Source organism: Nocardia sp. Marseille-Q1738 (genome assembly GCF_965283145.1).
The window spans coordinates 246,512-259,925 of the sequence record NZ_CBDIMS010000002.1; the positions used below are offsets into that span (position 1 = coordinate 246,512).

Below are 13,414 nucleotides of genomic sequence, written 5' to 3' on the forward strand. Positions count from 1 at the left end.
GGCCGGCAGTGGGAGCCATTTCCAGATCGTCATGGCCAGGATTGCTCGGTGGAGTGGCAGACGACCAGCTCTCTGACTTCGCAACCGCGCGGCCGGGTCATGGCGAAAACCGCGGTGGCGGCGACGTCCTCGGGTTTGTTGAGCTGGACATCCGGGGGCGGGACGTACTGGGCGGGTCGCCCGTCGAAGAACGCCGTGTGCATCCCGCCGGGGATCAGCAGCGTGACGCCGACCTCGCCGGCTGTTTCGGCCGCCAGCGCCCTGCTGAAGCCGACCACCCCGAATTTCGAGGCGCAGTATGCGGTCGCGTCCGGCAGCGCCTTGATGCCGAGCGTGGACGCGCACGTGACCACCGTGCCGCGGCTGGCCCGCAGCGCGGGCAGCGCGGCCCGGATGACGGCAGCGGTTCCGAACAGGTTCACTCGGATGACGCGTTCCCAGTCCTCGGTCGAGACTTCGTCCAGCTTGCCGCACGAGTCGATACCGGCGGCGGTGAACACCGCGTTCAGGCGGCCGTCGGCGCGGCGCAGGAGGGTATGCACGGCTCGTTCGGCGTCCTCGGAGTGCGCCAGATCCGCGTATTCCCAGATGACGTCGGTTTCGGGTTTGTGCCGGTCGATGACCAAAGGGACGCCACCCGCGGCGCGTACCGCCTCGACGGTGGCGGCGCCCAATCCGGAGGCGCCTCCGGTGATCAGGACATTGCCGAGTGCTGTGTTCTCCGGTCGGCTCACACGAGATCCTTTCCAGGTGGATTGTCGGCTTCAGCCAGCGGTCGCGAGGGGACTCTCGGGTGCCGGGGTGGCGCGGCGGTAGGCGGCGAGTGTTTCTTCGGCGACTCGATCCCAGGAGTAGCGGTCGCGCGCTCGTCGATATCCGGCGGTACCCCAAGCTCGGCGAAGCGAGTCGTCCTCCAACAGGGGGCGTAACGCACGCGCCACCTTGTGCGGCTCGGGGGCGACCAGCGCGCCGGTGACACCGTCGACCACGGTGTCGAGCAACCCCCCGACCGCGCTGGCCACAACCGGCTTCGCACAGGCCATCGCCTCCAGCGGCACGATGCCGAAGGGCTCGTACCAGGGTGTGCACACGACCACGTCGACCGAACGCAGCAGCGGAGGCATCGCGGCATGCGGTACTTGCCCGAGTAGGTGGACGCGGTCGGCGACGCCGTGTTCGACCGCTACCCGACGCAGCCGCTGGGATTCGGCGCCGGTCGCGTCCTTGTCGTTGTCCGTGCCGCCCGCGATCAGCAATTCGGTGTCTGGCACGTACACCAAAGCCTTGATGGCGGTGTCGAATCCTTTGCGGGGGACCAGCCTTCCCACCGAGACCAGACGTCTGTGTGGTCCCCGCTCGGCGGCAGGCCCGTGCGGACCGAACGACGTCAGATCGACACCGCACGGCACGACGGAGATGCGTGCCCGGGAAACGCCCATGCGCGCGAGTTCCTCGACTTCGTCGGTGCTGGTGGCCACCACGTGGTCGGCGCGGGTGCCGACGAGTCGTTCGAATTCGATCCGCGACGGCGGGCTGGTGTCGGCGGAGCCCTGGTATCGGCGCTTGACCGTGCCCAGCGCGTGGAAGGTCAGCACCACCGGGATGCGTGGGCCCCGCGCCACGGCCGCCTCGGAGGCCAGCCCGGACATCCAGAAGTGCGCATGGACCAGATCCGGTGGACGCTTCGACCAGTGTTCCCGCAGGAACGTCGTGAACTCGCCGAGGTGGGACAGAATGCTGTCCTTCGGAATCGGCTCGGGCGGACCGGCCGGAACATGCACCACGCGATAACCGGCGTCGGTGACGACCTCGGTGTCGATATCGGGTGCCTCGCGGCGGGTATAGACGGAGACTTCGTGCCCGCGGCGGGCGAACGCGGCCGCCAACTCGCCGACGTGCACGTTCTGGCCACCGGCGTCGACGCCACCGAGCTGGGCGAGCGGGCTGGCGTGCTCGGAAACCATGGCGATCTTCACGACGTTCTCCCTCCTCGTCGTCGTACCCGCGGGTCGGGAATCGTGCCTGCCGGTTGCCTGCTCAACCGCTCGCCATGGCCTCCATGTCCGTGGTCGCCGCTGCCGGGCGCGGTCTGTTCGCGGGTCTTCCGCGAGCGGCGACCGGACCTGTTGCGGCGATCACGAGGAAATCCATGACCGGCGCGTACCCACTGCGCCGGTGATCAATCCGAGATGGCCGACAGCGCGGCTCGGGTGCAATCACTCGGTCGCCGCACGGGCGCGTATCCGTTCGATCACCGCGGAGGTAGAGCGGTCCGCCAGATAGCCCAGCACCCTGACCTCACCCCCGTATCCGCGCACGATCGGTGTTTCGGGCAGCAGCTCGATCCGGTAGTCGCCGCCTTTGACGTACACGTCGGGCTCGGTGGCGCGCAGCAATCCGACCGGCGTGTCTTCGTCGAAGATCGTCACGTGGTCGACACAGCCCAGTGCGGCCAGCACCGCACAGCGGTCCTGAGCGGCATTCACCGGACGATCGGGACCCTTGAGTTTCCGCACACTCCCGTCGGAGTTGACCGCTACCACCAGGATGTCCCCGAGGCGTTTGGCCTCGTTGAGGTAGGCGATGTGCCCGGCGTGCAGCATGTCGAAGCAACCGTTGGTGAACACGATGCGCTTGCCGTCGGCACGATGGTTGCGGAGGACCTCGGCCAATTCCTGCTGCGGAAGTACCGCCCCGCTGCTGCGATCGAGCCGCTCACGCAGGTGGCCGGTCGTGCAGACCGCGGTGCCCGGCCGACGGACGACCACGTCGGCGGCGGCCTGCGCGAGCTCGACGGCCGAGGTGAGCGGCATGCCGCTGATCGACGCGAGAGTCAGGGCGGCTACGAAAGTGTCTCCCGTGCCCGCGCATCGACTGTCCGGCACCTGCTGCGCCCATGTCCGGTGTGCCGGACGATCCTCGTCCAAGAGCACATTGCCCGCGCGGTCGAGGGTGACGACCACCGTGCTCGTGCCGATCGCCTCGAACAGGCGATGCCGATGACGGTCGAAGAGTTCGATGCGCTGCATGGAATTCGTCCGCGGCAGATCTCCGTCGGCGCGGGACAGGCCGAGCACGGCGATGGCGTCGTCCGCGTCGAGGGTCACCAGGTCCGGACGCAGGGGGCGCCAGCGCCATGGCTGGTGGCCGGCGACGATCAGCAGCGGTAATCGCTCGCGCCGGGCGGTGAGGGCGCGGCACATGCGGTCGCCGAGCGCTCCGTGATGGTCACAGACCACTACCGCGGCGGCGCCGGTGAGCGCCTCGTCGAGCGACGCGAGCAGTGCGTCGGCTTCGGAGTCGTCGACAGCGGTGATACTGCCCTCGTCGTAGCGCATCATGATCCGGTCATCGGCCACGATGCGTGTTTCGACCGGGGTCGCGCGGCCAGCGGCCCGCCGCAGCCGGGTCGCGTCGACGTCCGACCGCTCCAATGCGTCACGCAAGGCCGCGGACGCCCAATCGTCGCCGGTGAGAGCGACCAATCGCGTCCGTGCGCCGAGCGCCGCCAGGTTGGCCGCCGTATTTCCCGCCGCGCCCGGCACTGTCGAGCTGCGTTCGATGTCGATCACCGGGACCGGCGCCTCCCGGCACAGCCGTTCGCAATGTCCCCATTTCCACACGTCCAGAACCGCGTCACCCACTACCACGACCACGGGGTGCCCCTTGGCTATCCGCTCCGCCGCGTCAGGTCCGAGACCGATACCGGCGTGCGCGGTGGACGCGATGTACTCGGGGTCCATTGCGTCCTCCCATCCGGTCCGATGCTTGTTCTCGAGGTTCCACCGGCTTTCCGGGCTAAACCGGCGACGCCGCCGCTGCCTGGTTTGGCCTGCCGATGACGTGGTAGTGCGCTGGATGTCCGCCGATCGGTTCTGCATATCGGAGAGAGGAGCACAGCATGGGCCAGGTCAATCCGATTCAGGTGCAAAAGTTCTTGTCCGGCGTCGACTATCCGTGCGATCGCGACGGCATCGTGTCCGCGGCCAAGGGCAACGGTGCAGACAAGGACATTCTCGATGCTCTGAAGGCGATCCCCGACCGTACCTACGACGGCCCGAACGCGGTCAGTCAAGCCGTTTCCTAGCAGCTCTCGCGCGAATCCGGCCCGCGGCCCGGTGGACGTGGGCCGGATTCTCCGGCCGTGCTCTCGCGTGGCCCGCCCTATCTACCGCATGTTGAACCGCTCCCGAACCGTGTCGGTGCGAGCGCGTAACTCCATGCTCGTCTCCCACGGGTCGGGTGCGCGGTCGAGTTCGGGGAGCGTGGTTTCCCGGCGCGACGCGGGATCCATGGTGTCCAGGAGGATTTCGTACGGACGGCTTGTCACTGTTGCGCGTCCTTTCGCGTCGCGGCCTCGACTTGGTCCGGTGGTTGCCGCGCGGTCCAATCGACCTGGGGCAGCGCCACGCCGATCATCGTGTCGCGGGTGACGATCGCGGCCAGTTGTCAAGGTTTGTGTCCGATGCCGGCCCAGTACCAGGCGCTGTCGGCGTTGGTGACGGGGGTGGGGCGGTCGGTGAGTTCGGGTCGCCAGGTGGCGACGGGGACGAGTCCGGGATCGACGAGGGTGGTGCCGGTGAACAGGGTGGCGGTGTCGGTGTGGCTGCGGGGGTGGAATGCGATTCCGGAGGCTTCCGCGGCGGCGGTGACGGCGGCCATGGCGGCGGCGTCGAAGTCGGCGGTGGGGTGGGTGATGACGAGGTGGCTGCCGGAGGGGACGGCGTCGAGGAGCGTGCTGATGATGTCCTCGGGGTGGTCGCTGTCGCGGAAGTACATCATGATCGCGACGAGCATGATGGCGACGGGTTTCGTCAGGTCGAGGGTCTCCGCGAGCGCGGGGTGGTCGAGGATGGAGCGGGGATCGTGCAGGTCGGCGTGGATGAAGCGGGTGCGGCCCTGCGGCGTGCTGGTCATGAGCGCGCGGGCGTGGGCGAGCACGATCGGGTCCTTGTCGACGTAGACGATGCGCGCGGCCGGGTCGAGGTGCTGGGCGACCTCATGGGTGTTGCCCGCGGTGGGGATGCCGGTGCCGATGTCGAGGAATTGCGTGATCCCGGCCTCGCCGACCAGGTAGCGGACCGCGCGAGTGAGAAAGGCCCGATTGGCCCTGGCCATGGTCTTGATGGTGGGGATGTGTTCGGCGATGGCGTCGCCGAGTGCCCGGTCGGCGGGATAGTTGTCTTTGCCGCCGAGCCAGTAATCGTAGACGCGGGCTTCGTGGGCGATGGTGATGTCGATCTTGGTCGGCGGCTGCGTGCTGATGTAATTGTCGGACATGCGTGTGGGTACTGCCTCTGGCCGTTGCTGTTATGCGGTGGGGAACTGGGTGGTTCGGAGCGCGTCGATGAGCTCGGTGGTCTGTTCTGGCGGTGTGGCGCACACGCACAGTCGATCCCAGATCGCGTTGTGGTGGTCGAGGTCGCCGCGTTTGTCGAGGAACTGGGTCCCGGTGGCGTGCGGGAGGTGGACGAGGTCGCTGAGCTCGGACGCGGCGAAACGAAGCAGGGTGAAGGGGGTTTCGCTGATGGCGGGACCACCGACGTGGTCGGGCAGCACCTGCACGGTGATGTTGGGGCGCGCCGCCAAGTCGGCGAGGTGGTCCAGTTGCGTATCCCATACCTCATGCCCGCCGATCGGGCGGCGCAACGCCGCCGCCTCGATGACGAACCACACCCTGGGCGGGTCGGAGCGGGTGAGCAGGCGCTGGCGCCGCATCAGCAACTCGACGCGCCGCTGGATGTCGGCTGCTGGTTCGCGATGGGCGATGGCGAAGACCGTGTGTGCGTAGGACGGTGTCCGCACCAGGTCGGGCACCAAACCCGGCGCGTAACAGCGGATCAAGGTGGCGGCGTCCTCGAGCGCGAGATAGGTGTCCAGCCGTAGCGGCGTCAGACTCGCCTCGCCCTGCCAGCGCCCCACGGCATTGGCTCGCTGCGCCAGTTGTCGGTACTCGGCCCGGACGTCGGTGTCGTGCACGCCGTAGAGGGTCAGCAGGTCATCGATATCCCTCCCGCGGAAGCCCACCCGGCCTGCCTCCAAGCGGCTGATCTTGGAGTGTGAGGCTCGTAGTGCTCGGCCCGCGGCTTCCCCGCTGATCCCAGCCGCTTCGCGCAACCGCCGCAATCGCGCCCCGAGTACCCGGCGCAGCAGTGCGGGATCATCCTCCGGATCATCTCCGGCGGCTGTCGTTTCGGCGGCGGCCTGGTCCCCGATCACTGCCACTCCCCTCGGTCGGCATGTGTAGGCGATTGTGCCACAACCCATTACGGTGCAGCCCGCCGGAGCGAACTACGCGTATCGCGCTATTCCGTGCCCGGTAGTTCCGCGCGGATCGCTGCTCGGGGAGCCGCTGATGTGCCGAACCAGGACGGCGGACCTCGGTTGTCGTAGCCCAGGAGTTCCCTCGGCGCTGCGGTCATCGATGACCGCAGCGCGGCGCACCTCATGGCCCCGGTGCGAGCTCAGGAAAGCCGAGTCGTATGCGGCCGTAATTCGGGCGCACGGACCTATTGACTCGAGGAGAAATCGGGAGAAAAATAAGAAGTTACACCGGAGCACCGGACAGTGTCGCATTGTCGACGGAGACGTCTGTTGGCAATGAAAGATACTGACCCAGGATCCGGCTAGGCCCCCGGCAAGCCAGTCGAGATACCGGAGCTGTCAGCGACGACTGAGGCTCATGGTTTCGACGAAGACTACCGGGGACTGATCTTTTTGGGGGCTTTTCACGTGGGGGATCGCGGCTCGGGAATCGAGCCGGAGTGGTCGGCCGATTCGGGCCACCTCGGCGGAGTACCGGTGGTTGACTAGCCGTGTGCCGGCTGTCTCGGCCGCACCTCAGCAACCCATGTCAGGAGGCACCGCAATGCCCACTCATGATGGAAGCTGGCCGCAGGGAACGCCGTGCTGGGTCGACTGCCAGGTCGACGACCCCGCCCGTGCCCGCGATTTCTACGGCGAACTCTTCGGCTGGGATGTCCAGGACAGTCCGCCCGAGGCGGGTGGATATCTCATGGCGATGCGCAACGGCCGCGCGGCCGCCGGCATCGGACCCAAGCCGGAGGGCATGCCGATGCCCTCCGTGTGGACCACGTATCTCGCCGCCGACAACGCCGACACCGTCGCCGAAAAGGTCTCCGCGGCGGGCGGTGCGCTGATGATGGCGCCATTCGACGTGCTCGACGTCGGCAGGATGTTCGTCGCCGCCGATCCCACCGGCGCGGTATTCGGGGTGTGGGAGTCCAAGGCCCACAGCGGCGCGGGCATCTACAACGAGCACGGCGCCTATTGCTGGAACGAGCTGCACACCAGCGACTACAAGAAGGCCCAGGAGTTCTACGCCAACGTCTTCGGCTGGCACTACACCGAGATCGGCGACGGCCAGAACTTCATCTACTCCACCTTCAGCCGGACCCAGGACGGCGACGCCATCGGCGGCGTCAACGATTCGACCAAGATGCCGGGCGACAATCCGTCCTACTGGCTGGCCTGGTTCCAGGTGGACAACGCCGACACCGCGCTGGACAAGGCCCGCGATCTCGGCTCGACGATCTTGTCCGGGCCCGACGACAGCCCCTTCGGCCGCATGGGCATCGTGCAGGGCGCGCAGGGCGAGGTCTTCGGCATCATCGACCCCAGCACCACCGTCGGCGAACCACCCACCGGCGCTTGAGGTATGACGGCGGGGTGGTGGCGCCACCCCGCCGTTCCGTTACCCGAGATCGACCCGGCGGGATGGGTCCGCTCGGTCCGCGCGCGGCGGTCCCAGGGAGACCAGGCCGTGCTGGTGGGCGTAGACGACCGCGTGGATGCGGTCGCGGACGCCGAGTTTCGCCAGGATGCGCGAGACGTGCGTCTTCACCGTTTCTTCGCCGACACCGAGCACCGCGGCGATCTCGGCGTTGCTGCGCGCGTCGGCGAGCAGCAGCAGCACCTCCAGCTCGCGAGCGGTGAGCAGCTGCACCTCCGGTGGTGTGCGCGGCGGCGCGAGACTGCTCGCGAAGCGGGATACCAGGCGGCGGGTCATCGAGGGGTCGATCAGCGCGTCGCCGCGCGCCGCGATGCGGATGGCGGCGACCAGTTCTTCCGGCGGCAGGCTCTTGAGCAGGAACCCGCTCGCGCCGGCTTGCAACGCGCGATACAGATTGGCGTCGCTGTCGTAGGTGGTCAGTACCAGGACGTGGGTGCCGCCCGCGGCGACGATCGCGGCGGTGGCGGCCAGTCCGTCCAGCTTCGGCATCCGGACGTCGAGGATCGCGACATCCGGCCGCAGGCGGGCGGTCTCGGCGATCGCGGCTCGCCCGTCGCTCACCTCGGCTACGCAGTCCAGATCGTCCTGGCTGTCGACGACGGCGCGCAGTCCGGAGCGGAACATGCTGTGGTCGTCGGCGATCAGGACGCGGATGGGCGTGTTCATGACCCTCCGATCGGCATGGCGACCGTGGTGTGCCAGTGGTCGGCAGCACGGCCGTAGTCCAGTTCGCCGTCGAACAGCTCCGCGCGGCGGCGGATGCCGTTGAGACCGCGTGGGACCGAGGTGTCGGCGGCGGCCGGTGCCGGCGGAAGGGGATTGGTCGCCCGCAGCACCACCCGCTTCGGGAGGTACTCCACCTCCAGCCGCGCCCGCGTTCCGTCGCCGTGCCGCAGCGAGTTGGTCAGCAGCTCCTGCACGATGCGATACAACGTGAGGTTCAGCGACTCCGGTAGGTCGACGGGGGTGCCACGCACGGTCACCTCGACCTCCAGCCCGGCTTCGCGCACGTGCGCGATCAGCCCGTCGATATCCGCGAGTCCCGGCTGGCGCTGCCCCTCGTCCTCGCGTCCGTGCAAGAGATCGAGCTGGCGGCGCAGGTCGGTCATCGCGGCTCTGCTGCTGGACTCCACGGCCGCCAGCGATCGCGCGGCCGCCGAGCTCGCCGTCCCGCCCAGCGCCAGTCGCGCCGCGCCCGCGTGGATGCCGATGGCGCTGACGTGATGGGAGATCACGTCGTGCAGGTCCCGCGCGATCGCGGCCCGCTCCTCGGTCACGGCGCGCTCCAGCGCGGCCCGGTGCTCCTGGTGGCGCAGCCGGGCGCGCTGCTCGAGGTCGGCGATGTAGGCGCCGCGCGCGGCCGTGTAGCGGCCGACCAGCCACGGTACGCATCCGGCGGCCACGGTGGACGCGAGTAGCAGCCGCCAGTCATGCGCCGCGGCGCTGTCGGTGAACAAATGGGCCGAGGCGACGCCGCCGCACAGGACGAGCATGGTCAGCGCGGACTTCGGGCCGCTCAACCAGGCTCCCGCGCGATATCCCGCCACCAGGAATCCCACGTCGGCGAACCGAACCGGGAATCCGTACCGGTACAGCAACAGTACGGCGAGCAATCGCACCAGCACCTGCGCCACAGCCACCACACCCGCCGTTCGCGGCGGCGCCGCCAAGGCCAGGTCGGCGGCGACGACCACGGCGATGGCGGCGGCGGTCTGCCACGAGGCCACGGCGAACACGCCGGACAGTCCGAGCACCACCGCGTCGATGACCGCGGCGACCACGGCGACCACCAGCGACTGGCGGGCCAGCGATCTGCTCACATCCATCAGTTCGCCACCGCCTCCATCTCTGGTCTCGTCGGGTTTCGCGGGCGATCCTAGCGAGCGAGCCCGGACCTTCCCCGTATGCCGAGTGCTCAGGGTGCCCGCGATCCAGGCCGTCCGCGTCCCCCGCGCGGGGGACGCGCAATCCCTCGTTGGCGCGATGTTCGTGCAGGGGGGCGCCCGTAGCGTCGAGGCCGACGGCAGACGGTGAAGGAGAACTCATGGGCCGTGTGGAGTTGTTCATCTGGGCCATACCGGCGTTCGCGGTGCTGATGCTCGTGGAGTGGATCGCCTACCGCCGCGATCCCGACCGGCCGGACAGCAGCGGCTCGGCCCGCGACACCGCCTCCAACGTGGTGACGTTCACCCTGAGCAGGCTGGCGAAACCGTTGCTACAGCATCTGCTGCCGTTCTCGGCTGTCGTCGCCGCCGCCGCGGTCACGCCGCTGCACCTCTCACCGCGATCGTGGTGGGTCTGGGCACTCGGCCTGGTCGTGACGGATTTCTGCTACTACTGGGCGCATCGCGCCGACCATCGGGTCCGCCTGCTGTGGACCGCGCACAGCGTGCACCACTCCAGCGAGTACTTCAATCTCTCCACCGCGATCCGGCTGCCCTGGCTGCATCCGGTGGCCGGCACTGTGCGCGGGGTGGCTTGGGTGCCCGCGGCTCTGCTCGGGTTCCCGGCCTGGATGATCTTCCTATTGCAGAGCATCGGCCTGCTCTACCAGTTCCCGATCCATACCCAGCGCATCACGACACTGCCGCGCCCGATCGAGTTCCTGTTCAATACTCCGGCACATCACCGCGTCCACCACGGCTCGAACCAGCCCTACATCGACAAGAACTACGGCGGCGTCTTCATCATCTGGGACCGCATGTTCGGCAGTTTCGCCGCCGAATCCGAGCCCATCCGCTACGGCCTCACCAAGAACATCGGCACCGACAATCCGCTGAAGGTCAACTATCACGAGCTCGCCGGACTGGTCCGTGACGTGCGCGGCGCCACTACTTGGCGCGGACGCCTCGGGTACATCTTCGGCCCGCCCGGTTGGACCGAGCACCCGGCGTCGGAACCCGATCGCGTCCAGGAGGCGATGTCCGATCGAGTCGTCGCGCACGGCTGAGCACGGCGACGTCCTGGACAGCTGAGATCAGACCGTGGCGAGGTGGAACCGAATGGTTGCTATGTGATTGCTATCGGTCGCGAACTCCACTACCGCGACTCCGGATGCGTCGCCGAGCCGGACGCTCGCCGTGACCGTGCGGCCCGCCGCGATCATCTTGCTCCAGCGCATATTTCGCGCCCGATTGGTGAATTCTTCCGCCGAGACCGGTGTGCCCACGGGCAGCTCGATGTCCGCCCGGTTGCCGAGCAGCACGCGGACCCGGCGCACGTCGGTACTCGCCGCCGCGGCGAAAACTTGTGTCGTGAAACGTTTTCCGCCGCGGCCCACGCCGCCGAGCGCCCGCATGAGCCCGAGCAATCCGCCGAAGCCCTGGTTGGCGATCAACTGCGGACCGAGCTTCAGTGCGGCGGCGATCCCGGGCAATCCGGTGCGCAGCAGTTGCCGGACCATGCTCGCCAGCTCCCAGTGCGCGGCCAAGTGGGCGATCTTCCAGACGCCATCCCGCTCGACGAGTCGATAGCGCAGGTGCATCGGGACGAAGACGGTGGCGCCGGTCGACATCGTGGTCGCGATCGTCAGGTCGCGCAGGACCGTCGGCGGGTGTACCAGGTCGCGGTCGACGCGGAAGGTGATGGTGTTCGGCCCGATGAAGGTGTCGTAGAAGCGTTCGATGGCGGCGTGGCCGATATGGGGGCGCGAGCCGACCGGGTCGTTGATCTCGGCGTCCTCGGTGAACAGGTCGACCCAGGCGGACTTGTCGTGCGCGGCGACCGCACGCGGTGATGCCTCGACGGTCGTCAGCAGCGCCGCGACCGAGGGATCCAGCGGCATGGCGGTACCTCCATTGGCGTGGGCCGGGACTCGATCCATGGTAGAACGGGTTCTAATTCGACCACACCGAGCTTCGGGGCAGTGCCCCATATCGGGCGAATCGGATATAGACCGTCTATTACGGTTTGGAAAGTTTTCGACACAGCAAACGCTTAGCAAACACTGCCTACGGTTGGTTTCGCACTACAGTCGCGGAATGGGCATCGAGTATGCGAGCGTCATCGATCTCCCTCGGTCCGAGGTGTTCGCCTGGCACGCCCGCCCCGGCGCGCTCACCCGGCTGGCCCCGCCCTGGCAGCCGGTGTCACCGCGCGCCGAATCCGGTTCGCTGTCCGACGGACAGGCGGTACTCGGTCTGCCCGGCGGATTGCGCTGGGTGGCACGGCACGACCCCGAGGAATACGACCCTCCGCACCGGTTCGTCGACGAGGTAACGGTCGACGGAATCGGCTCGCTGCCCGCGGGGCTGTTGCCCTGGCGGCACACCCATGATTTCGAGGTCGTCGACGAGCGGCACACCCGCGTGGTGGACCAGGTGGACGCGCCGGTGCCCGCCACGGTGCTGCGCCCCATGTTCGCCTACCGGCATCGTCAGCTCGCCGACGATCTTGCGGCGCATGCGCGGGCGACGCGGGCGGGTTTCGTGTCCAAGACCATCGCGGTGACCGGGTCGTCGGGCCTGGTCGGTTCGGCGCTGACCGCCTTTCTGACCACCGGAGGACATCGCGTGGTGCGGCTGGTCCGCCACCCGCCGCGGGCTGCCGACGAAAGGCACTGGGACCCCGCCGATCCCGCGCCGGGTCTGCTCGATGGCGTGGATGCGCTGGTGCACCTGGCCGGAGCATCGATCGCGGGCCGGTTCACCGAACGGCACAAGCGTACTGTCGCGGACAGCCGGATCGGCCCGACTCGAAAGCTGGCCGAGGTCGCGGCGCGGGCGGCGGTGCCGGTCTTCGCCAGCGCCTCCGCGATCGGCTACTACGGCTCCGATCGGGGCGACGAGACGCTGACCGAGCGCGCGTCGCGCGGTGACGGCTTCCTCGCCGACCTGGTCGACAGCTGGGAGGCGGCCTCGGCCCCCGCCGCGGAATCGGGTGTCCGGGTGGTGCGTGTGCGCACCGGGATCGTGCAGTCCCCGCGGGGTGGCACGCTGCGGTTGCTGCGCCCGCTGTTCACGGCCGGGCTGGGCGGACGCATCGGCGACGGCCGGCAGTGGCTCTCGTGGATCGGGATCGACGACCTGATCGACGTGTATTACCGCGCACTATGGGATACCACACTGTCGGGTCCGGTCAATGCCGTTGCGCCGCAACCGGTTCGCAATGCCGAGTACACCAAGGTGCTGGCCGCGGTGCTGCATCGTCCCGCGCTGCTCCCGGTACCACGGCTCGGACCCGCGCTGCTGCTCGGCCGCGAGGGCAACCGGGAGCTGGCGTCCGCGAGCCAGCGTGTCGTTCCCACCCGGCTGGTGCAGGCCGGTCATCAGTTCCGAGCGCCCGCACTGGAACCGGCGTTGCGTCATCTGCTCGGCAGGTCCGCGGGCTGAGCCAGGTCGGTCGACCGCCTGCGACGAGCATGATCCGGCGCGGCAGAGCATCGACACCGGCAGTGGAGCCCTTCGACATCGCGCCGTGCATCAATTGTGCAAGGCTGGAGCTTCCGAATCGTGTTCGGGCGAGCTTGAATTGATGTGTCGAGGATTTGCCGTCCCGAGGAAAGGGGCTCGTCATGGGCACCGTGGAAATCGCGATCACCATCGGCCGCATTCTGGACACCCTGCAGAAAGCGCTGATTTTGCTGATCTGGTGATCTCCGCCGCGGCGCCCGGCGAGCGGACGAGGGTGGGCGGGGCGGCCGCGTAGGTCGATTACCTCGCG

General features: G+C 68.4%; 13 protein-coding genes. 4 read left to right on the forward strand and 9 right to left on the reverse strand.

Translation table 11 applies throughout. The features are described from left to right. Nucleotides 1-29: 29 nt before the first annotated feature. The 3 genes from ACWPXK_RS09470 to rfaE2 form a co-directional block, all read right to left on the reverse strand. Complete coding sequence (locus ACWPXK_RS09470) at nucleotides 30-734, reverse strand: SDR family oxidoreductase (protein ID WP_454195683.1); 705 nt, start codon at nucleotides 732-734, stop codon at nucleotides 30-32. A gap of 30 nt (nucleotides 735-764) precedes the next feature. Next, entirely contained in the window at nucleotides 765-1,976 is a 1,212-nt protein-coding gene (locus ACWPXK_RS09475) for a glycosyltransferase (protein WP_454195684.1), read from the reverse strand. Nucleotides 1,977-2,216: 240 nt separating this feature from the next. Then, nucleotides 2,217-3,743, reverse strand: a complete 1,527-nt coding sequence (rfaE2, locus tag ACWPXK_RS09480) for a D-glycero-beta-D-manno-heptose 1-phosphate adenylyltransferase (RefSeq protein WP_454195685.1) — start codon at nucleotides 3,741-3,743, stop codon at nucleotides 2,217-2,219. 158 nt (nucleotides 3,744-3,901) lie between these two features. Between rfaE2 and ACWPXK_RS09485 the strand changes: the two genes are divergently transcribed. Continuing rightward, nucleotides 3,902-4,087, forward strand: a complete 186-nt coding sequence (locus ACWPXK_RS09485; RefSeq protein ID WP_454195686.1) for a DUF2795 domain-containing protein — start codon at nucleotides 3,902-3,904, stop codon at nucleotides 4,085-4,087. Nucleotides 4,088-4,168: 81 nt separating this feature from the next. Here ACWPXK_RS09485 and ACWPXK_RS09490 read toward each other — a convergent pair whose 3' ends face one another. The 3 genes from ACWPXK_RS09490 to ACWPXK_RS09500 form a co-directional block, all read right to left on the reverse strand. Beyond that, nucleotides 4,169-4,330, reverse strand: a complete 162-nt coding sequence (locus ACWPXK_RS09490; RefSeq protein WP_454195687.1) for a hypothetical protein — start codon at nucleotides 4,328-4,330, stop codon at nucleotides 4,169-4,171. Nucleotides 4,331-4,449: 119 nt separating this feature from the next. Then, nucleotides 4,450-5,280, reverse strand: coding sequence for an SAM-dependent methyltransferase (locus tag ACWPXK_RS09495; RefSeq protein WP_454195688.1), 831 nt, complete (start codon nucleotides 5,278-5,280; stop codon nucleotides 4,450-4,452). Between the two features lie 30 nt (nucleotides 5,281-5,310). After that, nucleotides 5,311-6,219, reverse strand: a complete 909-nt coding sequence (locus tag ACWPXK_RS09500) for a helix-turn-helix domain-containing protein (RefSeq protein WP_454195689.1) — start codon at nucleotides 6,217-6,219, stop codon at nucleotides 5,311-5,313. Between the two features lie 649 nt (nucleotides 6,220-6,868). Here ACWPXK_RS09500 and ACWPXK_RS09505 point away from each other — a divergent pair. Next, on the forward strand, nucleotides 6,869-7,675 hold the full coding sequence (locus tag ACWPXK_RS09505) for a VOC family protein (RefSeq protein ID WP_454195690.1): 807 nt from the start codon (nucleotides 6,869-6,871) through the stop codon (nucleotides 7,673-7,675). 39 nt (nucleotides 7,676-7,714) lie between these two features. Here ACWPXK_RS09505 and ACWPXK_RS09510 read toward each other — a convergent pair whose 3' ends face one another. Beyond that, entirely contained in the window at nucleotides 7,715-8,419 is a 705-nt protein-coding gene (locus ACWPXK_RS09510) for a response regulator (protein WP_454195691.1), read from the reverse strand. Continuing rightward, entirely contained in the window at nucleotides 8,416-9,579 is a 1,164-nt protein-coding gene (locus tag ACWPXK_RS09515; protein ID WP_454195692.1) for a sensor histidine kinase, read from the reverse strand. Before ACWPXK_RS09515 ends, ACWPXK_RS09510 begins: the two co-directional genes overlap by 4 nt. A 218-nt stretch (nucleotides 9,580-9,797) precedes the next feature. Here ACWPXK_RS09515 and ACWPXK_RS09520 point away from each other — a divergent pair, with 218 nt between their 5' ends. Continuing rightward, nucleotides 9,798-10,703 (forward strand): sterol desaturase family protein, encoded by a 906-nt coding sequence (locus ACWPXK_RS09520; RefSeq protein WP_454195693.1) that lies wholly within the window; start codon nucleotides 9,798-9,800, stop codon nucleotides 10,701-10,703. Nucleotides 10,704-10,730: 27 nt separating this feature from the next. On the opposite strand, the gene ACWPXK_RS09525 is transcribed toward ACWPXK_RS09520, so the two are convergent. Continuing rightward, nucleotides 10,731-11,537, reverse strand: a complete 807-nt coding sequence (locus ACWPXK_RS09525) for a nuclear transport factor 2 family protein (RefSeq protein ID WP_454195694.1) — start codon at nucleotides 11,535-11,537, stop codon at nucleotides 10,731-10,733. 196 nt (nucleotides 11,538-11,733) lie between these two features. On the opposite strand from ACWPXK_RS09525, the gene ACWPXK_RS09530 reads away from it, so the two are divergent. After that, nucleotides 11,734-13,083, forward strand: coding sequence for a TIGR01777 family oxidoreductase (locus ACWPXK_RS09530; protein WP_454195695.1), 1,350 nt, complete (start codon nucleotides 11,734-11,736; stop codon nucleotides 13,081-13,083). Nucleotides 13,084-13,414 lie beyond the last annotated feature (331 nt).